General features: G+C 57.9%; 28 protein-coding genes. 17 read left to right on the top strand and 11 right to left on the bottom strand.

Features of this window, described 5'->3' with window-relative positions; all coding sequences use genetic code 11:
- Nucleotides 1–4: 4 nt before the first annotated feature.
- From napF to ACP90_RS12205, 5 genes are read left to right on the top strand one after another with little or no spacing between them, the layout of a single operon-like run.
- Nucleotides 5–520 carry a ferredoxin-type protein NapF gene (gene napF, locus ACP90_RS27975; protein ID WP_082809732.1) on the top strand — a complete coding sequence of 172 codons (516 nt, stop codon included), beginning with the start codon at nt 5–7 and terminating at the stop codon, nt 518–520.
- Nucleotides 517–801, top strand: coding sequence for a chaperone NapD (locus ACP90_RS12220; protein WP_062488496.1), 285 nt, complete (start codon nt 517–519; stop codon nt 799–801). Before napF ends, ACP90_RS12220 begins: the two co-directional genes overlap by 4 nt.
- A complete protein-coding gene (gene napA / locus ACP90_RS12215) occupies nt 798–3,293 on the top strand; it encodes a periplasmic nitrate reductase subunit alpha (RefSeq protein WP_062488495.1) in 2,496 nt (831 codons plus the stop codon). Before ACP90_RS12220 ends, napA begins: the two co-directional genes overlap by 4 nt.
- A gap of 8 nt (nt 3,294–3,301) precedes the next feature.
- On the top strand, nt 3,302–3,772 hold the full coding sequence (locus ACP90_RS12210; protein WP_023001084.1) for a nitrate reductase cytochrome c-type subunit: 471 nt from the start codon (nt 3,302–3,304) through the stop codon (nt 3,770–3,772).
- On the top strand, nt 3,772–4,419 hold the full coding sequence (locus ACP90_RS12205) for a cytochrome c3 family protein (RefSeq protein ID WP_062491563.1): 648 nt from the start codon (nt 3,772–3,774) through the stop codon (nt 4,417–4,419). Before ACP90_RS12210 ends, ACP90_RS12205 begins: the two co-directional genes overlap by 1 nt.
- A gap of 52 nt (nt 4,420–4,471) precedes the next feature.
- Here ACP90_RS12205 and ACP90_RS12200 read toward each other — a convergent pair whose 3' ends face one another.
- Nucleotides 4,472–4,903: a CBS domain-containing protein gene (locus ACP90_RS12200; RefSeq protein WP_023001082.1), complete on the bottom strand. Its 432-nt coding sequence runs from the start codon at nt 4,901–4,903 to the stop codon at nt 4,472–4,474.
- A 280-nt stretch (nt 4,904–5,183) separates the two neighbouring features.
- Entirely contained in the window at nt 5,184–5,972 is a 789-nt protein-coding gene (locus tag ACP90_RS12195; protein WP_062488494.1) for a rhomboid family intramembrane serine protease, read from the bottom strand.
- A 555-nt stretch (nt 5,973–6,527) separates the two neighbouring features.
- Here ACP90_RS12195 and ACP90_RS12190 point away from each other — a divergent pair.
- From ACP90_RS12190 to ACP90_RS12180, 3 genes are all read left to right on the top strand, one after another.
- A complete protein-coding gene (locus ACP90_RS12190; protein ID WP_062491561.1) occupies nt 6,528–7,175 on the top strand; it encodes a PAS domain-containing protein in 648 nt (215 codons plus the stop codon).
- A gap of 368 nt (nt 7,176–7,543) precedes the next feature.
- Nucleotides 7,544–8,179 carry a PilZ domain-containing protein gene (locus ACP90_RS12185; RefSeq protein ID WP_055654833.1) on the top strand — a complete coding sequence of 212 codons (636 nt, stop codon included), beginning with the start codon at nt 7,544–7,546 and terminating at the stop codon, nt 8,177–8,179.
- A 545-nt stretch (nt 8,180–8,724) separates the two neighbouring features.
- On the top strand, nt 8,725–9,234 hold the full coding sequence (locus ACP90_RS12180) for a transglutaminase-like cysteine peptidase (RefSeq protein ID WP_208993515.1): 510 nt from the start codon (nt 8,725–8,727) through the stop codon (nt 9,232–9,234).
- Nucleotides 9,235–9,409: 175 nt separating this feature from the next.
- Here ACP90_RS12180 and ACP90_RS12175 read toward each other — a convergent pair whose 3' ends face one another.
- Entirely contained in the window at nt 9,410–9,937 is a 528-nt protein-coding gene (locus ACP90_RS12175) for a gamma carbonic anhydrase family protein (RefSeq protein WP_023001077.1), read from the bottom strand.
- Between the two features lie 6 nt (nt 9,938–9,943).
- Complete coding sequence (locus ACP90_RS12170) at nt 9,944–10,270, bottom strand: hypothetical protein (RefSeq protein WP_023001076.1); 327 nt, start codon at nt 10,268–10,270, stop codon at nt 9,944–9,946.
- Between the two features lie 213 nt (nt 10,271–10,483).
- Here ACP90_RS12170 and ACP90_RS12165 point away from each other — a divergent pair, with 213 nt between their 5' ends.
- Nucleotides 10,484–11,182, top strand: a complete 699-nt coding sequence (locus ACP90_RS12165; RefSeq protein WP_145915760.1) for a hypothetical protein — start codon at nt 10,484–10,486, stop codon at nt 11,180–11,182.
- 86 nt (nt 11,183–11,268) lie between these two features.
- Here ACP90_RS12165 and ACP90_RS12160 read toward each other — a convergent pair whose 3' ends face one another.
- Nucleotides 11,269–11,484: a DUF3126 family protein gene (locus tag ACP90_RS12160; RefSeq protein ID WP_006940479.1), complete on the bottom strand. Its 216-nt coding sequence runs from the start codon at nt 11,482–11,484 to the stop codon at nt 11,269–11,271.
- A 112-nt stretch (nt 11,485–11,596) separates the two neighbouring features.
- Entirely contained in the window at nt 11,597–12,433 is an 837-nt protein-coding gene (cysE, locus tag ACP90_RS12155; protein ID WP_023001074.1) for a serine O-acetyltransferase, read from the bottom strand.
- 166 nt (nt 12,434–12,599) lie between these two features.
- Here cysE and ACP90_RS12150 point away from each other — a divergent pair, with 166 nt between their 5' ends.
- Nucleotides 12,600–13,412 (top strand): enoyl-CoA hydratase, encoded by an 813-nt coding sequence (locus ACP90_RS12150; RefSeq protein WP_062488493.1) that lies wholly within the window; start codon nt 12,600–12,602, stop codon nt 13,410–13,412.
- 130 nt (nt 13,413–13,542) lie between these two features.
- Here ACP90_RS12150 and ACP90_RS12145 read toward each other — a convergent pair whose 3' ends face one another.
- Together ACP90_RS12145 and ACP90_RS12140 are read right to left on the bottom strand one after the other, a co-directional pair.
- Nucleotides 13,543–14,427 carry an alpha/beta hydrolase gene (locus ACP90_RS12145; protein ID WP_062488492.1) on the bottom strand — a complete coding sequence of 295 codons (885 nt, stop codon included), beginning with the start codon at nt 14,425–14,427 and terminating at the stop codon, nt 13,543–13,545.
- A 65-nt stretch (nt 14,428–14,492) separates the two neighbouring features.
- Nucleotides 14,493–15,248 (bottom strand): alpha/beta hydrolase, encoded by a 756-nt coding sequence (locus ACP90_RS12140; RefSeq protein ID WP_055654839.1) that lies wholly within the window; start codon nt 15,246–15,248, stop codon nt 14,493–14,495.
- Nucleotides 15,249–15,462: 214 nt separating this feature from the next.
- On the opposite strand from ACP90_RS12140, the gene ACP90_RS12135 reads away from it, so the two are divergent.
- The 5 genes from ACP90_RS12135 (at nt 15,463) to ACP90_RS12115 (ending at nt 19,196) form a co-directional block, all read left to right on the top strand.
- Complete coding sequence (locus ACP90_RS12135) at nt 15,463–15,708, top strand: zinc-finger domain-containing protein (RefSeq protein ID WP_023001070.1); 246 nt, start codon at nt 15,463–15,465, stop codon at nt 15,706–15,708.
- A gap of 15 nt (nt 15,709–15,723) precedes the next feature.
- On the top strand, nt 15,724–16,926 hold the full coding sequence (locus ACP90_RS12130) for an FAD-dependent monooxygenase (RefSeq protein ID WP_062488491.1): 1,203 nt from the start codon (nt 15,724–15,726) through the stop codon (nt 16,924–16,926).
- A 73-nt stretch (nt 16,927–16,999) separates the two neighbouring features.
- Nucleotides 17,000–17,743, top strand: coding sequence for a molybdopterin-binding protein (locus ACP90_RS12125; protein ID WP_023001068.1), 744 nt, complete (start codon nt 17,000–17,002; stop codon nt 17,741–17,743).
- A gap of 15 nt (nt 17,744–17,758) precedes the next feature.
- Entirely contained in the window at nt 17,759–18,268 is a 510-nt protein-coding gene (gene gpt, locus ACP90_RS12120; protein ID WP_023001067.1) for a xanthine phosphoribosyltransferase, read from the top strand.
- Between the two features lie 247 nt (nt 18,269–18,515).
- Nucleotides 18,516–19,196 carry a L,D-transpeptidase gene (locus tag ACP90_RS12115; protein ID WP_062488490.1) on the top strand — a complete coding sequence of 227 codons (681 nt, stop codon included), beginning with the start codon at nt 18,516–18,518 and terminating at the stop codon, nt 19,194–19,196.
- A 65-nt stretch (nt 19,197–19,261) separates the two neighbouring features.
- Here ACP90_RS12115 and sfsA read toward each other — a convergent pair whose 3' ends face one another.
- Together sfsA and ACP90_RS12105 are read right to left on the bottom strand one after the other, a co-directional pair.
- A complete protein-coding gene (gene sfsA, locus ACP90_RS12110; RefSeq protein ID WP_062488489.1) occupies nt 19,262–19,966 on the bottom strand; it encodes a DNA/RNA nuclease SfsA in 705 nt (234 codons plus the stop codon).
- Nucleotides 19,967–20,028: 62 nt separating this feature from the next.
- The gene (locus tag ACP90_RS12105; RefSeq protein ID WP_023001064.1) at nt 20,029–21,453 is read right to left on the bottom strand and encodes a TrkH family potassium uptake protein; all 1,425 of its coding nucleotides are present in this window, start codon (nt 21,451–21,453) and stop codon (nt 20,029–20,031) included.
- A 452-nt stretch (nt 21,454–21,905) separates the two neighbouring features.
- On the opposite strand from ACP90_RS12105, the gene ACP90_RS12100 reads away from it, so the two are divergent.
- Nucleotides 21,906–24,047, top strand: a complete 2,142-nt coding sequence (locus tag ACP90_RS12100; RefSeq protein ID WP_062488488.1) for an EAL domain-containing protein — start codon at nt 21,906–21,908, stop codon at nt 24,045–24,047.
- Between the two features lie 14 nt (nt 24,048–24,061).
- On the opposite strand, the gene ACP90_RS12095 is transcribed toward ACP90_RS12100, so the two are convergent.
- A complete protein-coding gene (locus tag ACP90_RS12095; RefSeq protein WP_023001062.1) occupies nt 24,062–24,538 on the bottom strand; it encodes a MarR family transcriptional regulator in 477 nt (158 codons plus the stop codon).
- Nucleotides 24,539–24,622: 84 nt separating this feature from the next.
- Here ACP90_RS12095 and ACP90_RS12090 point away from each other — a divergent pair, with 84 nt between their 5' ends.
- Complete coding sequence (locus ACP90_RS12090) at nt 24,623–26,398, top strand: N-acetylglutaminylglutamine amidotransferase (RefSeq protein WP_062488487.1); 1,776 nt, start codon at nt 24,623–24,625, stop codon at nt 26,396–26,398.
- The last annotated feature ends 1 nt before the right edge of the window (nt 26,399 follow it).

Genomic DNA, 26,399 nt, shown 5'->3' with positions numbered 1-26,399 from the left:
TGCCATGTCACCCGACCCTCATTTTTCGGCCAGCCGCAGAGCATTCCTGAAACTGCCCAGCCAACCGGAGATCCAGAGACTTCGCCCCCCCTGGACGGACGAAGCCCTGGTTGCTGCGCGTTGCACAAGCTGTAACGCCTGCAGCGAAGCTTGCCCCGAATCCATCTTGAGGCCGGACGACACCGGGAAGCCGGAAGTTGTCTTCGACGGCGGCGAATGTACTTTCTGCGGCAAATGCGCAGAAGCCTGCGCACAGGACGTCTTTGACACGAAGCGAACGCCGGCCTGGCCGATGAAGGCTGAATTTCAGCCGGGTTGCCTGCAGGATCATGGCATTGCCTGCCAGGTGTGCCGGGATATCTGCCCCACTTCGGCAATCCGCATAGATCTTACCAAACGCCCCTTTGGCCGGCTTCGCATCGAAACAGATGCCTGCACGGGCTGCGGAGCCTGTCTCCCAGTCTGTCCGCAGGATGCACTGGCCATTGTCCATCCCAAAGAGGATGCCCAGACAGCATGAGCAAAACAGTCCACATAGCCAGTCTTCTCGTTCATGCGCGGACCGAAGCGATATCCGATGTCGAGCGGGATGTTCTTGCACTCGGCGGCGCCGAGATCGCCCATTCCGATGATCAGGGACGCCTGATCGTGACACTGGAAACCGCGAACGAAGCGGAAATCGTACAGGCCCTCACGGATATCCAGCTGCTCACAGGCGTTGTGAGCGCATCCCTTGTTTACCACCAAACAGACGGTGCGCCCGAGGCGGCACCGACCTCCCTTCAAGGAGACACACAATGAGCGGAATTAGCAGACGTGATGTCATCAAGGCGCAGGCTGTGGCGGCCGCCGCCGCGGCAGCGGGACTCCCCGTGCCTGCGGCCGCACAGAACCTTGTTACCCATGCGCATCTGACCGACCTGAAGTGGTCCAAAGCAGCCTGCCGCTTCTGCGGCACCGGCTGCTCCATCATGGTCGCGACCAAGGCAGGACGCGTGGTTGCAACCCACGGCGACGCTGAAGCGGAGGTGAATCGGGGCCTCAACTGCGTCAAGGGCTACTTCCTGTCGAAGATCATGTACGGCAAGGACAGGCTGACGACACCGCTCCTGCGCAAGAAGAACGGCAAGTTCGACAAGGACGGAGACTTCGAACCGGTGTCCTGGGACGAAGCGTTCGACATCATGGCCGAGAAATGGAAGGCGACACTGAAGGCCAAGGGCCCGAAGGCTGTCGGCATGTTCGGCTCGGGCCAATGGACGGTCTGGGAGGGGTATGCGGCTTCCAAGCTGATGAAGGCCGGCTTCCGATCCAACAATATCGACCCCAACGCTCGCCACTGCATGGCGTCTGCGGTCGTCGGGTTCATCCGTGCCTTCGGCATTGACGAGCCCATGGGCTGCTACGACGACTTTGAAAACGCCGACGCCTTTGTGCTCTGGGGCTCCAACATGGCCGAGATGCACCCGATCCTGTGGACCAGGATCGCCGACCGGCGCCTCAGCCATCCCCATGTCAAGGTTGCCGTGCTTTCCACCTTCGAACATCGCAGCTTCGATCTGGCGGACATTCCCGGCGTATTCGTTCCCCAGACGGACCTGATCATCGCCAATTATATTGCGAACCACATCATCCAGTCCGGCGCGGTGAACGAGGAGTTCGTGTCAAACCACGTCAATTTCCGGAAGGGCGCACAGGACATCGGCTATGGCTTGCGACCGGAAAATCCGCTTGAAGCCGCTGCAGCGAATGCCGGCAGCGGCGATTCCGAGCCGATGTCTCTCGAGGAATTCGCCGAATTCGTGAAACCCTACACACTGGATTTCGCCGCGGAGAAGTCCGGCATTTCAAAGGAGCGGCTTCAGCAGATCGCCGAGCTTTACGCAGATCCGGACACCAAGGTGATGTCCCTTTGGACAATGGGTGTCAACCAGCATACCCGCGGTGTGTGGATGAACAACCTCATCTACAACATCCACCTGTTGACCGGTAAAATTGCCCAGCCCGGCAATTCCCCCTTCTCCCTGACCGGCCAGCCGTCTGCCTGCGGCACCGCCCGCGAAGTCGGCACCTTCGCTCACCGTCTGCCTGCCGACCTCGTGGTTTCAAATCCGGAGCACCGGGCAACAGCCGAAAAGATCTGGAAACTGCCGGCAGGAACCGTTCCTGAATGGATTGGTGCACATGCCGTTCTGCAGAACCGGAAACTCAAGGACGGCGAAATCAACTGCTACTGGGTGCAGGTCAACAACAACATGCAGGCCGCCCCGAACATGATGGAAGAAGGCCTGCCCGGATATCGCAATCCGGAAAACTTCATCGTCGTTTCCGATGCCTACCCGACTGTGACGGCGGAAGCCGCCGACCTTGTTCTGCCAACCGCAATGTGGGTTGAAAAGGAAGGTGCGTACGGCAACGCCGAGCGCCGCACCCAGTTCTGGCACCAGCTTGTCGACGCACCGGAAGGGGCAATGTCCGACCTGTGGCAGCTGGTTGAGTTTTCCAAACGTTTCACAACAGACGAAGTCTGGCCGCCCGAGCTTCTGGCCGACAATCCCGATTACGAGGGAAAGACGCTGTACGAAGTTCTGTTCGAAAACGGCAACGTCAACGCCTTCCCCAACAGCGAGCGGGCGGAAGACTACGAAAACCGCGAATCCGACGAGTTCGGCTTTTACATCCAGAAAGGCCTGTTTGAGGAATACGCCCAGTTCGGCCGCGGACACGGCCACGACCTGGCGGATTTCGACACCTACCACCAGGTGCGCGGGCTCCGTTGGCCCGTGGTGGACGGCAAGGAAACCCGCTGGCGCTACAACGGCAAATACGACCCATATGTGAAAGAGGGAGCGGCATTCGACTTTTACGGAAAACCGGACGGCAAGGCGGTCGCCTTCGCCCTGCCTTTTGAACCGCCCGCGGAAAGTCCGGATGAGGAGTATCCCTTCTGGCTGTCCACCGGCCGGGTTCTGGAGCACTGGCACTCCGGATCGATGACGCAGCGCGTGCCTGAACTCTACAAGGCCGTGCCCGATGCCCTCTGCTACATGCATCCGGACGATGCCGAGGCTCTAGGCCTGAGGCGCGGTGCGGAAGTGCGCATCAAATCCAGACGTGGGGAAATTCTCACCCGCGTCGAAACCAGAGGCCGCAACAAACCGCCCAAGGGGCTGATTTTCGTGCCCTGGTTCGATGCCCGCCAGTTGATCAACAAGGTCACGCTGGACGCGACCGATCCGCTGTCGAAGCAGACCGATTTCAAGAAATGCGCCGTGCGCGTAGAAGCAGTGTGAGGTGAGCCATGAAACGCTTTGCAATCGGCCTTGCCTGCGCCGCCCTGTTGGTTGCCGCAGCTGCCGCAGCCGCCCAGGAACACATCGCCACCATGCGCCCCGCAACGCCGTTGGCGGAAAACGGGACGCCTGCCCCCATGCCAAAGCCGGTGAACTCCGACATTCGCCAGGTGCGGAACTATCCCGAGCAGCCACCGCTGATCCCTCACACGATCGAGGGCTATCAGATCGACAAGAACTCCAACAAGTGCCTGAGCTGTCATTCCCGTACAGCCATTGAAGTCAGCCAGGCGCCAATGGTGTCGATCACGCATTTCATGAACCGGGACAACCAGTTCCTGGCGTCCGTCACACCCCGGCGGTACTTCTGCAATCAGTGCCACGTGCCGCAGACCGACGCCCGGCCTCTGGTCGAGAACGACTTTGTCGATGTCGATGAAGTGCTCGAATATGTGAAATCCAAAGAGGGGGCCAAATGATGCTGGCCTTCCTCAAAAGGCTCTGGACCACCATCCGCCGCCCGAGCGTGCACTACAGCCTCGGCTTTCTGACCCTCGGCGGCTTCATCATGGGCATAATTTTCTGGGGTGGTTTCAACACCGCGCTGGAGTTGACCAATACCGAGAAGTTCTGCACGGGCTGTCACGAGATGCGCGACAACGTCTTTGCCGAGCTTAAAACGACAATCCACTACTCCAACCGCTCGGGCGTGAGAGCCACGTGCCCGGATTGTCACGTCCCCCATGAATGGACAGACAAGATCGCCCGCAAGATGCAGGCCTCAAAAGAGGTCTGGGGCAAGATCTTCGGGACGATCAATACGCGGGAAAAGTTTCTGGAACACCGGCTTGAACTGGCCCAGCACGAATGGGCCCGGCTCAAGGCGAACAATTCGCTGGAATGCCGCAACTGCCATTCCGCCGATTCCATGGACATAACCCGTCAGAGCGGAAGGGCCTCGGAGGCGCACCAACGGTTCCTGTTCACGGGTGAAAAGACCTGCATCGATTGCCACAAGGGCATTGCACATCGCTTGCCGGACATGTCTCAGTCGGCATGGCACGGGGAAAAACCCGAGAAAATGCTGAAGGAAGCCACCGCGTTTCTGGCAAAACGGCAAGATTGATAAATCACACGTCGAAACAAAAAGGCTGGCCTACAAGCCAGCCTTTTTCACGTCAGGCCATCGTAATGTAGCTGCGCATCTGCTCGGCTTCGAGTTCAACCTGCGCAATCTTGAACTTCACGACGTCGCCGATGGAGATCACACCGGTCAGCTTTCCGTCCTTCACGACCGGCATATGGCGGAACCTGCCCTGTGTCATGCGAGCCATGACTTCATTGATGTTGTTCTCTTCGGAGCAGGTAACCACGTTTTTGGTCATGACACCGGAAACCGGTGTTTTCAGCGCCGACACGCCCTGCGTACCGACCACGCGAACGATGTCCCGCTCTGACACAATGCCGTCAACGGCACCCTCCTTGTCGGAAACGACCACGGCACCGATCTTGTGTTTTGCCAGGGTTTCACAAATTTCGCTGAGCAACGCGTCGCTGCGCGCTGTGATAATATCGTGGCCTTTCCCACTCAGGATAGCGGCTACGGTCATTCAATCACCTCCCATGGCATCAATCGGTCCGTTTTACCGGACCAGATCAACCGACGCTCAATCGGAAGCGATCAAACGTCAATAGTTGATCGACCTTAATGTAGTCTGCCAGCCGGTCTCCGGAAGGAGATGTTCCAGCTGCTCGACCACTTTCGCACCGACTGGGGCCGGACGTCCATTCGAATCCGACAGGACGACCTCCAGTCGTCAGGTATCATGGCAAAAAAATCAGATCGCGCAAACTGTTGACCTTGCGTCTTGAAGCCACTTTCGCTTCGCGTCAGGAATTACGCCGCTGCGGCACGGGGTCGAACAGCGGGAACAGGGCAAGTCCGGCGACAAATCCACCAATATGAGCTTGCCAGGCAACACTTGCCGGCTGTCCCGCAACGGGACCGCTCATCAGGCCGAAGAACAGGTTGAGCCCGAACCATACCGCAACAAAAACCAGAACCTGTTGATTGCGAAGGCATTCCGCAAACGGCTGCGCCGGCACGAAATAGGCCGTCGGATCGTTGCTGCGGATCGCTCCCAGCGGGCCACCACGCTCGAAAACGAAACGAATGGCCGCAGCCATCTGGCCGGAAATGGCGGCGGATGCGCCGATCATCGGCGCCCCTTCCCCCCAGTGGGTGGCAAGATGAGCCAGCGCCCCGCCAACGGAACAGGCCGCCGAAAACAGCAGAAATCGACCTACGCCAAACCGCCTGGCAACCGCACTGCCGAAAATCGCCATCCAGAGCAGGTTGAAGATGATGTGCATGGCGCCACCATGCAGCAGGCTGTAAGTGACGAAGGCCCAGAGGCTGGAGAGAAGATCAAAAGGCGGCAGACTGCCGAGATAGGCATATTTTACCGGCCAGAATGCAAAAAGTTCGATGATCAGATTGTCCAGGTTCGCCGGAAGGATCATCACACGCAGAACGTGGATCGCAATCAGGATACCGCCAAGCCAGACGATGATCCCGGGCAGATTGAACACGGGCGGACCGGACGGCCGCTGGGGAGGTTGTTCCTTCTGGGCTTTTTCGCGCCGGGCGCGTTCTTCATCAATGCGGTAAACGTTCATGGACCCTCTGCCTTTCCTGTCTTTCTTCTAAGCCAGATCGAAGACAAAACAAGAGTGGTTCGACCGCCAGAACAAGCGAAACCGGGAAATAGTGAATTCGACTTCTCCGGTCACAATCCCCAAAAAGCCTGAAAATACAAAGCGCCGGCCACCTAAAGGTGACCAGCGCTTTGCGATGCCCCCCAAAACCGGTCGCGTCCCCACGACGCCCGTTCAGGACAGTTGTTCACTCCGGCCGGCGCTTGTTTTACCGAGGCAGCTCTTGGCGGCTGTACCTATCGGCCCGCGGCCTGACCTGCAACAACAGGTTCCTCCCACCCGCTGTCTATATGAACTGAGTGTTAAGCTGACAGGCAACCGCCCCCAATACAAGCTTTACCGAAAATTAACCTTAATTTCTGACCGCCTCTCAAGCTTTCGCGCCAACAAGCACTTGGCACGCGCCCTGCTTTGTAAAGGTCAAAAACCAACAGGGAAGCATTTTCGTCCCGTTTTGAAACAAGAACTGTCTTGAGACGAAACACCGGGCGCAAGAATGGCAAAGAGGCGAACCAGATGAAACACGGCGTAACGCAAACTCTTTACAACTACTGGGACAATCTTCGCGGCGCCCGTCCTGCACCGAACCGCAGCGAAGTCGATCCGGGTGAGATCCGCGGCCTTCTTGGTGACACCTTCATTCTGGAAACCAATGGTTCCAGGGATGTGCGCTACCGCCTCGCCGGCACACGTCTGTGTTCTGCACATTGCCGGGAACTCAAGGGCCGCAACTTCCTGCGCGGCTGGAGCGTGAAAGACCGTGAAGCCCTGGAAAGCCTGATCGCCGCCATCACCGAAGATGCAGCCGCGGCCGTGATCGGCATCAACGGCCATACGGAACGCGGACAGATCCTGCAGATGGAAATGCTGCTGGTACCGCTGAATGTTCCAGGTGAAGGCAGGATCCGTGTCCTGGGAAGCTGTACCCCGATGGAAAAACCCTATTGGATCGGCCTGCATCCCATTTTGAGCCAGTCGATCAGCAGCCTGCGCCTGGTCTGGCCGGACGAGCGCCCCTATTTCGTGGATGCCCCTGCTTCCACGCTCAACCCGATCCTGCCGCGCTTCACCGCCGAGGGCATCGCCATGCCGACACCGCCCCTGCCGAGCGGTGCGGAGCGCAAGGTCGGACATCTGACCGTCTATTCCGGCGGTAAAACCTGATCCGCACAACATAGCAAGTCTGGTAACATCCCTGTTCACCTGCGAAATCGGGCCGGCCGAGAATCAGCTGGCCCGAATTCATGTCCGGTACCGGCTGTTTTGCAGCCTATATTCAGCTGAAAAGAAGTCCTTCCTTCCGGATTTTTACTCTCGCGTTATTGTGCTTTCTCGCCAGAGAACGCTCGAATTCCGAACATCACGGCCGTACCCGCATTTTTATCGATCACAAGTCTGGACCTGTGCGCCTTCTGAGCTACACTCTTACACATCGTTAACCCCAGCTACCTAAAGTGCTTTGAAAGACGTCTTTTGAATCGCATCTCAGCCGGGGACAATGCGATTTGCGCACCGTTTTGGATAGAACAGGCATGAGCGCCGGAGTGGCAACAGCAACCGAAGGAAGCAGATCGCTTCAAGTCACTGACCGCCGGCGCCATCAACGGGTCCAGGTCAATATACTGGGCCGCTTCATGCTTGAAGATCGGCGCGAATATCCTTGTCAGGTTATCGACATGTCGCCTGGCGGCATGGCCATGATTACACCGGTCACCGGCAGGGTCGGCGAACGCGTGATTGCCTATCTTGACCACCTGAGCCGCGTCGAAGGCAGGATTTCCCGCCTGATCGATGGTGGCTTTGCGGTTGAACTGCGCAATACGGTCCGCAAACGCGACAAGATCGCCAATGTTTTGACGTGGCTTGCGAACCGGGACGAACTCAATCTTCCCGAAGACCGCCGTCACGACCGCTTCGTGCCCAAAAACCCGATGACGAAGATGATCCTGCCGGACGGTTCGGAACATGTCTGCCGCATCATAGACGTATCCCTGTCCGGCGCGGCCATCGCCACGGACATCGTGCCGGAGATGGGCGACGCCATCACGCTCGGCAAGATGCATGCACGTGTCATTCGCCGCATCGAAGGTGGCATAGCCGTCGAATTTGCTGCCGTTCAAAGCCGCGAATTGCTGGAACATCACATATCGGCACCAGAGGAAAGCTGACTTTAGCTTTCTCATCAATCGCAAGTGCTTAGAACCATTCAGACAGGCCCGGCTTTTTGCCGGGTCTTTTCGTTTCTGCGCAATTTTCCGGGTAGTCGCGTTTCTTTTCTGGTGACCAGATCCAAAAAAATCAAAAAACTTTCATGCCCTTTTCTCACCCTTGAGGACGGGCACAAGGCCCGCTCCAGACCGAAAACCAGGCGATTGAAAACCGATTTCGCACCACTCAAAAAACACCAATTTCTCGCTAATTCAATGACTTCTGGAGGATGCATCAAATTTTACGAAAATTTTCTTCGAACTTGAATTAAAGTAAATTCAAATAACGATAAAAAGAAACTCAAACACTCGTAAAATACAAATACAGTTTTACTTTGGAGATTTTCTCCAAGTAAAAATCATTGAGTCATCGTTGCGTCAGCCTTGGGGAGGGCGTTACGATGAAATTACTTCACAGAACTCTACTCGCATCTGCAATGTTGCTGTCTTGCACCGTCATGGGATCGGTTGCACAGGCAGAACCCGGTCGCTTCATGGACATGCAAATGGTTGTCAAGGCACCCGTCGGCTATGACCAGTTCTGCCGTGACAACGTCTCGGCTTGTCCGAAGGAAACATACAAGCCGGTTGTCGTGAAGCTGGACGAAGCCCGCTGGAACGAACTCATTGCAATCAACAAGGAAGTCAATCGCCGGATTCATCCTATGACCGACCAGGACCTGTTCGGCCAGGAAGAATACTGGACCTATCCGGTAAACGGATATGGTGACTGCGAAGAATACGTTCTTGAAAAGCAGCGGGTCCTGATCGAAGCCGGCTGGCCGAAAAGCGCCCTTCTGATCACTGTTGCAAAAGATACCCAGAACTCGGGTCATGCCGTTCTGACGGTACGTACGGACCATGGCGACATGATCCTCGACAACCAGATCGAGGCGGTGCTGCCCTGGTATTCGACACCCTACCGTTACATCAAGCGTCAGTCCGCCAGCTCGCCCGTGCAGTGGACAGGTATTGCAGACACGCGCGTGACGACTGTCAGTAGCGTGTCCAACTAGGATTGGGATTGGTCCGGCTTCAGCCGGCCTCTAGGACGATCCGGTCGCGTCCCCACCCTCCCCATCCCTACCACGACCGGATCCAGGGAACCGGCCCGCCCCCCGCAGGCCGGTTCCCGCCTTTTCAGGCCCAGCTCATTCGGGATCAGGTCGAAGGGGTCAAGATCAAAGCCGGTCAGAGTTCCCGCAGGCCGGCCTTGAAGCGGCGCCAGTTGCGCACATATCCGTCGGCCGAGTTCGCAATCCCGTTCGCCGCTTCCAACGGCAACGTTTTCACGACCTTTCCTGGCACGCCCACCACAAGAGAATTGTCCGGAATTTCCTTGCCTTCGGCAATAAGGGCATTGGCACCAATGATACAGTTGGAGCCGATGACAGCTCCGTTCAGAATTGTCGCGCCCATCCCAACCAGCGAATTATCCTTGATCGTACAGCCATGCAGGATTGCCTTGTGGCCGATCGTGCAGTTGGCGCCGATGGTCAGCGGGTAACCCATGTCCGTATGAAAGACGCAGCCGTCCTGGACATTGGAGCGCATGCCGACGGTGATCGGCTCGTTGTCGCCACGCAGAACCGCGTTGAACCAGACGCTTGCAGCTTCCTGCAGAATGATATCGCCAATCAGCGTCGCATTCGGTGCGATCCAATATTCCCCGTTTTCCGGAAAAACGGGCGTACGTCCATCAAGAGCAAAGACCGGCATGAGACCTCAGGTGTAACCAATCATGATCAGGGCAACGTTGATCACCATAACACCGGAACACATGCTCCACATGCCGGCAATCGTTGAAGACGCGACTAGCCAGCCCAACGGCCGCTTTTCGATCCTGCGTCCGCGAATGGCATTGCGCATGATGATGAAGGGTCCAGCGAACACGCAGACAAAAACGCCGGCGATAAACGACAGGATGCCCTCTCCGTCAAAGGCGAACTTCGGCGGCTGCTTCGTGATTAGCTGATAAAGGCTGCCCAGCACACCGGACGCAACAAATCCGGCGCATGCGATATATCCAACGATTAGAAGATTGAACAGCACGCCCGTTAACCCCTTGTTAACTCTTTCGCACGGAAAGTGATTAAGAATTCGTAAAGGGTCAAGAGCAAAGACTGTGCCGGAACGGCAAATGAGCGAAATCCCCTCAATTGAGCCACTTCGAGCAGTGTCAACGCCTTCCCCAAGCGGGACACCTGTGCCGTTTCAGGACAACCTGTCCCATATATGTGCACAGCCAATCAAGGGACTGAAGTCGTGATACCTGTCTCCTTGCCAGGCCCGATCAGAACCGATCCCCGCCACTTCACCTGGCTGGCGTTGGCAATGTGTGTATTGGGCACGGCTCATGTTGGCGGGAAGATCTACTCCTGGTCATCCGGCTGGCCGATGGAGGCAGGCATCAGACAGGACCAGCCCGTCCGCTTTGCGGTTGGCACGACCCGCTTTGAGCTTCCCCTGAACCTGATCGCGACGGCTTCGCAGAAACGGCAGGCCCTTGGTTCCGAAGCCGCCTTTGAAACACTTCGCCTGAACCTGCACTGGTCTTCCAGCGCCACGAAAAACAGCGATACGGGATGGGACACCCCTGCGACGATCCAGGTTGACCTTGAGAGCAATCCCGGCCGGGAGAGCCTGCGGGCAAGGCTTGATCCGTTCTACAGGCGTCTGGCACGCGGCGGCGAGATGAAGGGGCCTTCTGGACTGAAGGTGCTGAAATTGTCGGCGCGTGGCGCGCCTGCGACGGATCTCATCGTCTACGATCCAACCGTTCAAAACGGCTTCATCGCACGATGCCGCAAAGACAGCACTTCCGGAAAAGCCGGTTGCCACCGCGCCATCGTGTTCGCCTCGGGTCTGGAGCTGCGCTACAGCTTCGATCAATCGCTTCTGCCGGACTGGCGCCGTCTCGACGGCGACATCGTTGCCAGCATCGAAGGTTACCGGATGCAATGACCTGACTTGAGCGAATGGCGGAGAAATGAAAAAGGCGGCTCACCAGAGGAGCCGCCTTTTCACTTTACGATCGAAAAGTCTGAAACTCAGACTTCGTCCAGATCAATTTCAAGGATTGCCATCTGGAAGTTCCAGCTCAGATCTTCATCCTCATCGTCCCGGAAGATGACACCGATGAATTCATCGCCGATGTAAACTTCAGCAGAGTCGTCCTTGCGCGGGCGGGCCTGCACCTTGATGGTCTTGTTCTCGAACTTCGAACGCAGATAGGCTTCGATCTTTCGGATTTCATCGGGTTTCACGGCGCTCTCCTGTTCTTTGCCTTCAGCATCAATCTGGCGCGGACCCTACAGGAGCCAACGGAAATGCCAAAGCCTTTCCGCAAGCTTTCCCCGTCTTCCTGAAACCGGAATTTCAATTCGTCTGGCCGGCGTCTTCACCGAGCAGCTGATTCATGCTGCGGGCCGGTTCTGCGCACCCTGCCTTGCCGACGATCTTGGCCGGAACCCCGGCAACCGTCGTGTTTGCAGGCACGTCCTGAAGGACCACGGACCCCGAGGCAATGCGCGAGCAATGTCCGATTTCCAGGTTGCCGAGCACCTTGGCTCCCGCCCCCAGCAAGACACCGCGGCGGATCTTCGGATGGCGGTCGCCATCTTCCTTGCCGGTGCCGCCAAGGGTGACGCCCTGCAGGATCGAGACATCGTCCTCGATCACCGCGGTTCCGCCAACCACAATGCCGGTACCGTGGTCGATGAAGATACCGCGCCCTACAGGAACTGCCGGATGGATGTCGATCTGAAAAACTTCCGAGCTGCGGCTTTGCAGATAAAGGGCAAAATCCTTCCGGCCACGGCGCCACAGCCAGTTTGCCAGCCGGTGCGTCTGCAGGCCATGGAAGCCCTTGAAGTAAAGGACCGGCTCCAGGAAACGGAAGCATGCCGGATCGCGGTCGAAGACGGCAACGATGTCGACCCTGAAAATCTTTGCCAGCTCCGGCTCGTCTGCCAGGGCTTCAAGATAGGTTTGCCGGATCAATGATGCGGAAACAATGTCCCGGCCCAGCCGGTCGCCAAGGCGATGAACGACGGCCTCTTCCAGGCTGTCATGGTTCAGAACAGTTTCGTAGACGAAGGACGACAGGGCCGGCTCTGCCGCGACCATCGCTTGTGCTTCATCCCTCAGTTGATGCCAGACCGGATCATGGGTCGGAACTTCTTTCAAACCGGTCTTGCTGATCGGTGCCGACATGGCCTGTCTCCTTTTCAAGCCGTCACGAGTGGTCCTTAAAATAGGACTGTCGTCTGATATTCCCAAATCAAACTTCCTGATATCAGATATGACCGTTTCGAATGAACCCCGATACCTGAAGATTTTCAGCATCTTGCTAACTGAAATCGCAATTTGAGGTTAAATCATGCCAACACAAACGTCCCAATCAGCCCCTTCCGGCAACCCGGTGGTGATCCGCAACGGTCAGATTGCAGAGCTTGTGTTGAATGCGCCCGACAGAAAAAACGCACTGCCTCTTGCCGCATGGCAGGCAATTCCCGGTCTTCTGGCAGAACTCGCACGGGATCCGGATCTGCGCGTCTGCATCGTGCGTGGTGCCGGTGGCAAGAGCTTTTGCGCAGGCGCTGACATATCGGAATTCGAAGCCATCCGCTCGACGCCGGAAGCCGCCAAGAGATACGACGACATAAATGTTGCCGCCTTCAAGGCGCTTAAGGCGCTGCCCGTCCCGGTCATTGCGGCAATTGAAGGCCCCTGCCTTGGCGGCGGCCTGGGCCTTGCGCTCGCCTGCGATCTGCGCATCGCCGCCCGTTCCGCCTTTTTCGCCATTCCTGCAGCTAGGCTCGGTCTTGCCTATCCGCCCGAAGCGCTCGGTGATCTGCTGGAGGCCGTTTCACCTTCCAACGCCAAGAGACTGCTGTTTTCGGCCGAGCGCCTGACGGCCGAAAAGGCGCTGGACATGGGCCTTGTCAATGAAGTGGTCGACGACACGGATCTGAACCAGCACATCAATGCGCTAAGCGAGACACTCTGCGCCAATGCGCCCTTGTCACTGAAGGCAGCCAAGCAAGCCATCAATCGCCTCGCCCAGCCCGGCAGTCAGACGGACGCAACGGCTGACCTTGCCAATGCGCAGGTCTGTATCGACAGTGCCGACTACCGCGAAGGCTGCAGGGCCTTTCTGGAAAAGAGATCGCCGGTGTTCACTGGCGTCTGACAGGATCGCAATCCAAGCCCGAAGCTGAATCAACATCTGAACCACTTCGGCCAGAAAGTTGAAACGACTCCCGTTTTCACTTCACAGCGAATATCCGAACGCGTCGCGACGACTTGTCGGCAATTCTATCTCATGCCATCGCGGCATCGGTTTTGAGTGCGATCAGGAAGTCCTCAACCGCTCCGGCAAAAACGTCATTGCGATCACCGGCAACCATGTGTCCGGCGTCGCGGATATCGGTGAATTTCGAGTGAGGCACCAGCGCCTGGAACTCGCGAACATGGTCCATGGACACCAATTCGGAGTTCTGCCCCCGGATCAGGAGAACAGGCACGGAAAGATTGCCCGCCGCAGCCAGCATGCGCTCTTGCGACTCCACCGCCCTGTCTTCGTCCTGATGATGCTTTGATTTCAGGAAAGCCGGGTCCCAGTGCCAGCGGTAGCGGCCATCTGCATGGAGGCGAAGGTTCTTTGAAAGACCGGACAGGTCCTTGGGCCGCGAGCGGTTGGGCAGATAGCGGGCGATCGCATCAGCGGCCTCCTCCACATCGGCAAAGCCGTCATCGACCCTGTCTCCCATGAAGCCCAGGATCTTGGCGACACCACCCATGTCAATCCGCGGCGTGATGTCCACCAGAACCAGCGCGGAAAGACCGCCCCTGTTTTCCTGTCCCTCCGCCAGCATACCGGCAATGCCGCCAAGCGACGCACCAACGACAACCGGGTTCGCCTTGTGCAAGGCCTCAACCTGACTGGTGACAGCCACGAGATCCCTGGCGAAATCGTCGAATGCATAGTTTCCTGAGGCAACCCAGTCGCTTTCGCCATGTCCGCGCTGATCCAGTGAATAGACCGGGTGCCCGAGATCCGCGATCCTGCGTGCAGCACCGTCCCAGGAATGCCGGGTCTGGCCGCCGCCGTGGAGCATGATCACAGGCAAGTCCCCTACCCCGTAGCGATCTGCCACCAGACCGTTCTTTTCCGCGCCCTGGAATTCAACACGCTTCGGACCCATGCAACCTCCCTCGATACCCGATCAGCACACCACAGCGCGGCTTGCGCCTCCGGTGGCGTCAGGCCTTACGCTTCAATGTTGTTCAGGAACGCCAGAACGCCCTGCTTGTGCACCTTGTCGCCCACCGCAACCATGTGATCTCGGCCAGGGATCTCCAGAACTTCCGCATGCGGAATCAAGGCCGCCAGCTTGTGCGGTGACCCGGCGATATCGTCCTTCGTTCCGACGGCAATCAACACCGGGCGTTCGATGCGCGCGACGTCTTCCTCGCTGATTTTCTGCCGCGAGGAGCGCATACAGGCCGCCAGCGCCCGGCGATCGGACCCTGTCTGCTCCGCAAAGGCCCTGAAGGCACGTCCGGTGCGATCGGAAATGTCCTGGATGCGGTCGGTCTCAAGGGCTGTCGCAATCGGCTCCGGATCTCCGATGCCGGAAATCATGCCGTAGCCCAGACCGCTGAAGATCGCGCGGCGCACCCTGCCCGGGTGGTTGAGGGTCAGGAATGCCGAGATTCTTGCGCCCATCGAGTAGCCCATGACATCGGCACGCTCGATATCAAGATGGTCGAGCAGGCGTTTGGCATCTTCCGCCATCACCGGTGCACCATAAGCTGCCGGGTCGTAGAACTTCTGACTGTCGCCGTGGCCGCGATTGTCGATGGTAATCACGCGCCTGCCGTCGCCGACCAGCAAATCGACCCAACCGGGATACTGCCAGTTCACCTGCTTGTTGGACGCGAACCCGTGGATCAGCAGGATCGGGTCCCCCTCACCTTTATCCTCATAGGCGATCCTAACACCATCGAACTCGAACTGAGGCATCTAAGACATTAACCCTTACGTAAACGGAAAACATAATTTCACGGTAGAGTAAGGGGTTTAGGCAGCGAAGGTAAAGCCCATTTCCGGCTCCAGGTGGAGCCTTGCTCCGGTTGTGGATCGCACATTCCGGGTCTACCCATATATTTTACAAATGGATATGGTCCGGAAAATTTGCTATCGGGGTCCAACCCTTTAGAGACAGAGGAATTTCAACATGGCGGATCATGTCGTCCCGCATTTCCAGAACTCCAGCGGACACGATTCGGTGGCGATCGGCGCACGGGAATTCATGTGCATCGGCGCAAATCCTCCGTTTGATCATCCCCATGTCTTCCTCGACATGGGTAGTGAGAACGAAGTGGTCTGCCCCTATTGCTCGACGCTCTACAAGTTCGACAAGACACTGCAGGCAACCGAATCCTCGCCTTCAGACTGCACCTGGACGCCTGTAGCGGCGTAACTTATTGGTCTGTCCATGAGCACGAATGGTGAGACCGGTCTTCCGATCATTATTGCCGGCGCAGGGATTGGCGGTCTAACGGCCGCCCTTTGCCTGCATGCTCAAGGGCACGAAATTGTCCTCATGGACAGGGCTCGGCAACTTTCGGAAGTTGGCGCCGGCCTTCAGCTCTCTCCCAACGCCTGCTCGGTACTCGATCAGCTTGGCTTGCTGGAAGACCTCACCCCACATGCCTACGCCCCGGATTTCGTGAAAATCTGCTCGGCAAAATCCGGCGAAGAGCTCGCCAGGGTGACGATGGGCACTTTCCTGAAGGAGCGACACGGCTATCCTTTCTGGGAAATCCACCGGGCAGATCTCCAGCGCGTGCTTCTGGAGAAGGTCCAGACCAGTGACGGTATCTCCCTCCGCCTTTCAAGCGAAGTTATCGATCTGGAATCCTCGCCCTACGAGCACCTGACCTGCGTGTTCCAGGACGATGAGATCTCGGGAAATCTTCATTGCAGGGCTCTCATTGGCGCTGATGGGGTCTGGTCCAGGACCAGGCGGCTCATTCCCGGACATGAAGACGCTCATTACAGTGGCCAGGTCGCCTACAGGGCCACGGTTCCGATCGATGCTGTGCCCGAGCGCTGGCGCCGCGATGCCGGCCTCTGGTTCCACAAGAGCGCCCATCTGGTGCATTACCCGGTTCGTGGCGGTCGGGAACTGAACATCGTCGGGCTGGTCGAAGAGGCCTGGGAGGACGAGACCTGGTCTGCAAAGGCCAACAAGGAAACCCTTCTGAAGATTTTCCGGGATTGGCCAACGGAAGTTCGCAATCTCCTGACGATCCCTGACACCTGGTTGAAATGGGCCCTGTGCAGCGTGGACGCTGGAGGCCCCTGGACCCATGGCAATATTGCGCTGATCGGTGATGCTGCCCATGCGATGCTGCCGTTCATGGCGCAGGGAGCGGCAATGTCCATCGAGGACGCGGCAATCCTGGCTGAGCATATGCCACAGGATGTCGAAAACATCCCCGCTGCCTTCAGGGCGTTTGAGCGGCAACGCAAACAACGGGTACAGCACATTCAGGGTATTTCTTTCAGAAATGCCCGCACATTCCACTATGGTGGCGCGATGGCCTTCGCCCGCGACACCGTTTTGCGCCTGTCGAAGCCAACCAGTCTGGCTGCCAGGTTTGACGATATTTATGGCTGGACTCCCGGGCAATAGGCCCGCTTTCGCTTGAGCCCGGCGTCAAGCTGGGATAAAGCCAATCCCCATCCATGTGTCAGGGAGTGTGAAGATGACCGGTCAGAGGGCAGATGACGTTGTAACCGCTGCGTTTCTGGTCATCGGGGATGAGATCCTGTCCGGCCGCACGAAGGACAAGAACATCGGCTTCCTCGCCGACTACCTGACCGCGCTTGGCATTGACCTCAAGGAAGTGCGCATTGTTCCGGACGAAAAGCCGGAAATCATCGGTGCCGTCAATGCGCTGCGGGCGCGCTACGACTACGTGTTTACGTCCGGCGGCATTGGCCCGACACACGACGACATCACGGCCGAAAGCATCGCCGACGCCTTTGGTGTTGCGCTGAACCTTGATCCGCGCGCTGTCGCAATCATGGAACCCCACTACCCGCCGGGACAATTCACTCCGGCTCGCCAGCGGATGGCACGAATCCCCGAAGGCGCGGACCTCATCGAAAACAAGGTTTCGAAGGCACCGGGCTTCCGGATCGAGAACGTCCACGTGATGGCAGGCGTTCCGTCGATCATGCAGGCGATGATGGACGCGCTTGCGCCCTCGCTGAAGACTGGCAAGAAGATGCTGTCGGAAACCGTTGCCGCAGACATGCCTGAAAGCCGCATCGCCGAGCGCCTCGCTGCCATTCAGGACGCGCATCCGCAAACCTTGATTGGCTCTTATCCGAGAGCGACGGACGGCAAGTTCACCACACAAATCGTGATCCGCTCGCGGGACGAGGCGATACTGATGGCCGCGGTCAGGGATGTCGCGGAAGCTGTCGCCGACCTGTCGGGATAATCTGAAGGACTAGAAATGGAAAACCCAGCCCAAGACAAAGCATTCCCCGTTTCCTGGGACATGTTTCACAGAGATTCCCGCGCACTAGCCTGGCGCCTTTCCAGCGAAGGCGAGTGGAAGGCGATCGTCTGCATCACCCGTGGCGGACTGGTACCGGCCGGGATCGTTGCGCGTGAGCTTGGCATCCGCACCATCGAAACCGTCTGCATTGCGTCCTATCACGACTACGACAGTCAAGGCTCGCTCAAGGTCATCAAGCCGATCGATCCGAAGGTCATCGACCTGGAAGACGGTGAAGGCAGCGGTGTTCTGGTGATCGACGATCTGGTCGACACCGGCAAGACCCTGAAAGTGGTTCGTGAAATGCTGCCGAAGGCACACTACGCGACTGTTTACGCAAAGCCGGTCGGCGTGCCCATGGTCGATACCTTCATCACCGAAGTATCGCAGGACACCTGGATCTATTTCCCCTGGGACATGGGCTGGCAGTTCCAGCCGCCGCTTTCGAAAGAAACCGCGGGCTGATCCAGACTTCGCGAACTTTTGAAGGTCCTGCCACGTTTCGGCTGGAACCCTGTTTGTAAATCGACAATCGACCGGTCAGACATGGCGTTTGGCCGGTCTTTTTGCGTCTGCCGTCAAGTCATTCCGGCCAGATCTCTCGGCTCGCCGAAACAAAAATTCGGCAAATCAGAACTTTGTCGCCTGTCATGCGTTTCCTTTCCGAAAACATGGTCGTTACACGCTACGAAAGCCTATTTCGGATAACGGAATGCTCAACAGACGTTTGTTCCTCGCCTCCGCTGCCGCCGCTCTTGTGACCGGCTGCGCATCCAGCCAAAGAACCGGACAACTTGCAGGACCTGGTTACCCAGCCGATGGTCTGGGAAGAGCTGTGCGCATCTCGCCCGAGTACCTTCAGATGTACCGGGCAATGCCGGAAGAGCCCTACCCTATACCGGCCGTGGATCTGACGAAGATCGATCCGGTCTACTACCGCCAACTGGTCACCTATGCCGCTCCCGAACCTGCGGGCACGATCATCGTCGATACGCCCAACCGGTTTCTCTACCTGACCATGGAGGGCGGCCAGGCAATGCGGTATGGCGTCGGGATCGGCCGGGAAGGATTCGCCTGGGGTGGCCGTGCACGCATCGCACGCAAGGCGGCCTGGCCCAAGTGGACGCCGCCGGCTGAAATGATCGACCGTCAGCCAGAACTGGAGAAATACAGGAACGGCATGCCGCCGGGTCTCGACAACCCGCTGGGTGCGCGAGCACTTTATATTTTTGAAGGCAATCGCGACACGCTCTACCGCCTGCACGGCACGTCGGAAACCTTGTCCATTGGCAAGGCCGTGTCGTCCGGCTGCGTGCGCCTGCTCCAACAGGACATTATCGATCTTTATAACCGTGTGCCAAACGGCACGCCGATTGTCGTGCGGCAGGCGTAACAGCTGCCGCACACTTTGGCTTGACTTGACTTGGCTTGGTTTGGCTTGGCTTGGCTTGGCTTGGCTCAGGCGATGATTTCGACCGGCTTGACTGCATCAATGCCGTCCAGCCGGACATCGCAGCCGATTGCAAAGGCTTCCACTCCGGCTCGTCTGGCCTCGGCAAAGGCGGCTGCATAGGCAGGGTCGATGTCGTCCGCAAGGCTCATCCGGCTGCAATCGGGCCGCTGGACCAGAAACACCATTGCCGCGCGGTGCCCCTCGGCCACCATGTCGCCCAGTTCCACAAGATGCTTGGCGCCGCGGGCAGTGACACTGTCCGGAAATTCAGCAAGTCCTGCTTCACGCATCAGGTGGACGTTCTTCACTTCCACATAGGTCTTCGCGCCGTCTGCACCTTCCAGCAGAATGTCGATACGTGAGTTCTTGCCGTATTTCACTTCACGGCGCAGCGTCTGGTAGCCTGTAAGTCCGGCAATACGCCCTGCCTCCAGCGCTTCTTCCACCAGCTTGTTGGGGTGTGCCGTGTTGATGCCGACCAGAGCCCCGTCGGCCTCGATCACTTCCCAGGAATACTTGAGCTTGCGTTTCGGGTTGTCCGAAGCCGACAGCCAGACACGAGATCCCGGCTCCTTCAAGCCGAGCATCGAGCCCGGGTTGGCGCAATGGGCCGTGATCGCACCGCCATTGTCGTCCAGAAGAACATCGGCAAGGAAACGCTTGTAGCGCTTGACCAGACGGCCACTGACAAGGGGCGCGGAAAACTTCATGGCAGATCTCTCTCGTGCAGATCAGGGCCGGACGGCCCCGTTCGTTCAGGTGAGCTTAAAGGTCACTTTGACCAGAAATCCGGATCAAGAAGAACCAGGATTGTGAACAGCTCAAGGCGGCCGACCAGCATGGCAAAGGACAACAGCCACTTGGCGCCATCCGGCAGCGGAGCAAAATGACCTGCCGGGCCGATGACCGGCCCCAGGCCCGGACCGACGTTGCCCACGGATGTTGCCGCGGCGGAGATGGCGGTAACCAGATCCAGGTCGAAGAAGGACAAGGCAACGGTGATGATGCCCACCGACCCCATGTAGACAACAAGGAAGGCCAGAACCGAGAAGGACAGTTCAGGTGTCAGTCTCGTTCCGCCATATTCTTCCGACATGATCCGGTGCGGACGCACCATGCGGCGCAGATGCGCGCGGACGGTACCGAAGAAGACCAGGAAGCGGAAAATCTTGATGCCGCCGGTCGTTGAACCGGTACACCCGCCAACGAACATCAGCAACAACGCGATCCCGACAACCGGCGCACCCCATTGCGAATAGTCGCCCAGCGCATATCCGGTTCCAGTAACGATGGAAACCACGTTGAAGGTGGCCCTCAACAGCGCTTCATCGAAGGGAAAGTGCATGTTGAGGCCGAGATAGACAGTCAGCGTCAAAGCCACGACAGCCAGAAACCCCAGCAACGCCCTCACCTGCGGATCGCGCCAGAGCTGCAGCGGATGACCGCGCAAGGCCTGGACGATCAGCACGAACGGCAAGGCACCGATGATCATGAAAACAATCGCAACCCAACCCGAGGCCGGATTGGTGAAATAGCCGAAGGATTGATCATGGGTGGAAAAACCGCCCGTCGCGATCGTGGTCAGGGCGTGATTGAAGGCATCGAACAGCTCAATCCCCGTAACCAGATAGGCGACGATGCACAGGAATGTCAGGAACAGGTAGGCAAGGCCGATCAACCGGATCAGTTCAACCGACCGGCTGACAATCTTCTCGGACCGGTCGGAGTTCTCGCTCTGGAAAAGCTGCATACCGCCGATCCTCAGGAACGGCAGCAGCACGATGGCCATAACGATGATACCGACGCCGCCCATCCACTGCATCAGCGACCGCCAGACCAGAAGGCCCGGCGGCAGACTGTCGATACCGGTCAGAACGGTGGACCCCGTGGTGGTGAAACCGGAAACCGCCTCGAACACCGCATCCGCGTAGCCGATGCCAAGCCACAAGAACGGCAGCGCGCCGAAGGCCGGCAACGTCGTCCACGCAAGCGTCGTGAGAACGAAGGTCTGCCGCGTATCCAGCCCCTCGCGCAGCGAACCGCCGACGGCAAGAGACAACAGCATGCCGATCATGCCGGTCAGAAGCGCGGAAAAGACAAAGGCCTGCCAATCGGCATTTTTCTGGGCAACGTCCACGATAGCGGGAATGAGCATGGCAGTTGCCAGGCCGACATACAGAAATCCGAGAACATTCAAAACTGGTCTGAGAGAAATCAAGTATCAGTCTTCCCGAAAAACGCTGTGTCGGTCGGCCGATCCGCGAATTGCCGCACCAACCACTCGTCCTAACGCCTTTCTGCCGATTTTCCAATGGCTTTGGCGCGCGTTCCCCGGAAGATGACGGGGATGACCATCCGGGTCTCGGCCAACAAAAGGCATGTCTCACACCGCCAATAGAGCTTGTCCTTCCATTTTGGAACCGCCTGGCGAAGTTGATTGGCGTCTGTGCACGGGCACGTTACGCAGGAACAGCGCGGGAAACTGCCAATTTTTTTAGCCCTGTTCAGGATTTCGTAGCGAATAAGAATTACTTTTACGTGCTAATTGCCAATCCAGCTTCCTATACGTGAAATTGACAAGGATTTGGTGCAATAGAACGGCTCGGACTACATTCGCTTGTATTCAGGATCAGCCTCACCCTGGTGGTGATGGTGCTTTGCAGCATCGGGCTGGTCTCAGGGCTTGCCTATCTCGATTTGTCCAGAAGCACTCAGGAAAATGCCACCATCAGGCTGGACCGGGCCGCACGTGCCGCTGCTTCAATGCTGCATTACGGCACGAATGAAAGCTTCAATCCGGTTTTCGCTGATAGTGGTGAGCCGATCGTCATTCGCGTTTCCGAAGCTTCTGCCAAAGAATTGCTCCAGCCGAGCGAAAAGCTGGACGGCTTGATCGAAACCATAGGCAAGACCAATCAGGGCGCGGCGAATTTGTTCAGCTGGTCGAGCGAGACCAGATCCTTCGACCGCTTCGCCACCACCGTCAGCCACCCCAAGGGTGAGCCCCCGCCGGCTTTTTCCATCAGTGAAGGACACCCCGCATTTGCCAGTCTTTCTGCAGGCCAGCCATATGCGGGCAATGTTCCGGTTCAGGGCAGGTTCCGCCTCGCCTATATGACGCCGATTGTCACTGATAGCGGTAAGCTTGTCGGTGCAATCGCAGTTGATGTCGGCTGGGCAGACGACCTGACATTGGCAGAAAACCGACTGAAGACACGCATGGCCTCTGCAGCCATTGTCATCCTGTTTGCTGTCATCCTCGTGGGTGGATTGTTCCTGCGTTTCGAATTGCGGCCACTGCGCCGCCTGGCAAAGACAGCGGATGAACTGGCCACCGGCACCCAACCAAAACGCATTCCCTTCACAGACCGGCGGGACGAGATCGGTGATCTGGCACATGGTCTGGAGAGGGTCACCGACCTGCAGGACAAACTTCACAAGCTTGCCTATACGGACCCCGTAACAACCGCAGGCAACCGTGCCAGATACTTCTCGGACCTGAGCGAAGCCTTGCAACGGGCAAGGTCCGGCACGTATTCGGCCTCACTGATCCATCTGGATTTCAATGGCTTTGCCAAGGTGAACGACACTTTCGGCCAGCAGGCAGGTAACCGGGTCCTGTTACAGGCCTACGCACGTCTTGCAAATATCTTCGGCCCGAGCGCGCAGATTGCTCGAATTTCGGCAGACGATTTCTGCATTCTCCTGCCCTTTGACAGCAAGGGCGCGATTGCAGAAGACTACGCGGTGCAGGCAATCGACATGCTGTCCGTCCCCTTCCAGCTGGAAGAAGGCGAAATCCGTGTAGAACCAAGCATCGGCATAGCCCTTTTGCCGCAAGATGCAGAGGACGCGGAAACGGCTCACCGTATGGCAGGACTTGCCTTGCGGGCAGCAAAGCGGAACGCAGGCGCACGATACGAATTCTTCTCTCCGCCCCTGAACGACCGCGTCCAGAGTGAAATGCTCACGGAGACGCTGCTGCGGGCCGCACTTCAGACCCGCCAGCTTGTCTTGCATTATCAGCCCCAGGTTTGCCCTGCCGACGGCCGTCTCATTGGCCTGGAAGCCCTGCTCCGTTGGCCACACGAAAAACGTGGCCTCATCCCGCCGGGAGAGTTCATTCCGATTGCGGAAAAGACCGGCCTTGTCCTGGACCTTGGCCAATACGTTCTGGAATCGGCGTGCAAGCAGGCCGCAGAGTGGCTGCAGGCCGGTTTCGAGTTCGGCCAGGTTTCCATCAACGTATCACCGCTTCAATTCCGCCAGTCCAATTTTGCCGACACGGTTCGCCAGACCCTGAACGACTATGGCCTGCCTGCAAGCTATCTGTGTCTTGAAGTGACGGAAAACGTCTTTGTCGACACCAGGGAACAGCTGGTTCTGAACATCCTTTCAGAACTTCAGCAGATTGGTGTCCAGCTTTCCCTGGACGATTTCGGCTCGGGTTACTCTTCCCTGAATTATCTGCACCGGCTGCCATTCCAGGAACTGAAGATCGACCGAGCCTTCATTTCCGGGGCGAATACGCACCCGCAACGCGAACAGCTGTTTGAGGCGATCGTTCGGCTTGGACGCAGCCTGGGCTTGCGTGTGATAGCGGAAGGTGCCGAGACTGCAGGAGAGTTCGCGCTGACAGTGACCCATCACTGCGACGGTCTTCAGGGTTATTATTGCTCCCCGGCCGTACCGGCAAACCTCATTCAATCTCAGCTGCAGAGCTTCAGGGCGACCTTGAAAGCGTCCGGCCTCACAAGCGGTTCCGACCAGTCCTCCAAGAAACGCGCTTGAAGTTCCCCGAAGATTTAACCCGAGAGCTTTCCCGTCATCAGGATGGGTGCCGCATCCAGCTTGTGCGCGTTCATCATTTCGGCAATCTGCTCGATTGAAGAAACGAGGTGCGTCCGGTCCTCGGCATTCAGATCATCGAACTTTCGCACGAACTCTTCATGCAGAAGGCCAGGCAGGTTTGAGGCAACCTCTTTTCCACTTTTCGTCAGCTTGGCATGGACGATTCGCCGGTCCGAGACGGATCTGTACCGCTCGACAAGACCCTTTTCTTCCAGCTTGTCGAGAATGGTTACCACGGTCGCCGAGCTCAGGTCAGCGTTGTCCGAAAGGGCTTTGGTCGTCACCTCACCCAGATCCCGAATCCCTTGCAAAACAACGATTTGCGGGATCGTGAGCCCGGTCAGTCTGGACACTTCTCTGGAGCGCAAGTCAATGGCCCGGACGATCTTCCGGATAGCCTTGACCACTTGCGATGCCTGCATCGCCTGCATTATTACACCTCTATTAATTTGAACTCTAATGATTAGACCTCTATATAGTGCACGTCCAGTTACAAAACGGAGATTTTTTTCAATATGTGCGGCATTTGCGGCGAAGTGGTTTTCAATGGCAGTCAGGCAGACGTTGTCCGGGTCAGCCGGATGGCGGACGCCATGGCGGCGCGCGGCCCCGACGGTATGGGTGTAACGCAGCGCGGCCGGGTCGCCTTTGGCCACAGGCGCCTGAAGATTATTGACCTAAGCGAACGTGGTACGCAGCCAATGACCGACATGGCGCTTGGCCTGTCCCTGGTCTTCAACGGCTGCATCTACAATTATCAGGAGCTGCGATCCGACCTGATTGGCCGCGGCTATTCGTTCTTCTCCACCAGCGACACCGAGGTCATCCTCAAGGCCTGGGCCGAGTGGGGCAAGGATTGCTTTTCCAGGTTCCACGGCATGTTCGCCATCGCCATTCACGAGCACGACAGCGGCCGCATTCACCTTGCCCGCGACAGGTTCGGCATCAAGCCGCTTTACCTGAGCGAAGCGAATGGGCGTCTTGCCTTTGCCTCCTCCCTGCCTGCACTTCTGGCAGGCGGTGGCATCGACAAGTCGATCGACCGGGTGGCGCTGCATCACTACATGAGCTGGCACGCTGTCGTTCCCGCGCCGCGCACGATCCTGAACGGCGTGCGCAAGCTGCCCGCGGCCACGGTGCGGACGCTTGAAGCTGATGGCACCTCTTCCGAGTACACCTATTGGGAACCGCGTTTTGAAAAGACGGCGGAAGACCTTGCCCGCAGCGCCGACGACTGGCGCGATGAAGTCCTGGAAAGCCTGCGCACAGCCGTTCGCCGCCGCATGGTGGCCGACGTACCTGTCGGCGTTCTCCTGTCCGGCGGTGTCGATTCCAGCCTGATCGTCGGTCTGCTGGCCGAGGAAGGCCAGAAGGGTCTTGCGACCTTCTCCATCGGCTTTGAAGAAGCACATGGCGAAAAGGGCGACGAATTCCAGTATTCGGACCTGATTGCCGAACACTACGGAACAAATCACCAGCAGATCTTCATCCCTTCCTCCGAGCTTCAGGAAAACCTGCCCGGAGCGATCAAGGCGATGTCCGAGCCGATGGTCTCCTATGACAATATCGGCTTCTATCTGCTGTCACGTGAGGTTTCCAAGCACATCACCGTGGTCCAGTCCGGCCAGGGTGCCGACGAAGTCTTTGCCGGTTACCACTGGTATCCGAAGCTCAGCGGCTCAAACAGTCCGGTTTCTGATTATGCCACGGCATTCTTCGACCGGACCGAAGCACAGATGACAGAGGCTGTTTCCCCCGCCTACCACTGTGCCAGGGATGAAAGCCTTGCCTTCGTCGAAGAGCATTTCGCCCGCTCCGGCGCTGCCGATCCGGTCGACAAGGCCCTGCGGCTCGATACCAACGTCATGTTGGTGGATGATCCCGTCAAGCGTGTCGACAACCACTCCATGGCCTGGGGCCTTGAGGCGCGCGTTCCGTTCCTCGATCACGAACTGGTCGAGCTCGCCGGACGCATTCCTGCCGAGTTCAAGCTCGCACAGGAAGGCAAGGGCGTCCTGAAGGAAGCTGCGCGCAAGGTCATTCCGAGTGCCGTCATCGACCGTCCGAAGGGCTATTTCCCGGTGCCCGCCCTGAAATACATCCAGGGTGACTACCTCGACATGGTGCGCGACACGCTTTCCAGTCAGGCCGCCAGGGAACGAGGCCTCTTCAACGAGGTTTACCTGCAGAAACTGTATGCCGACCCGACCAAATACATCACGCCTTTGCGTGGTTCCGAGCTTTGGCAGGTCGCGCTTCTGGAAATGTGGCTGCAGGCACAGGAGGTCTGAA

This window comes from Labrenzia sp. CP4, from assembly GCF_001579905.1.
Classification (GTDB): domain Bacteria; phylum Pseudomonadota; class Alphaproteobacteria; order Rhizobiales; family Stappiaceae; genus Roseibium; species Roseibium algicola.
Note: the sequence above shows the minus strand (reverse complement) of the source record. Positions and strands in the feature narration are given on the sequence as shown.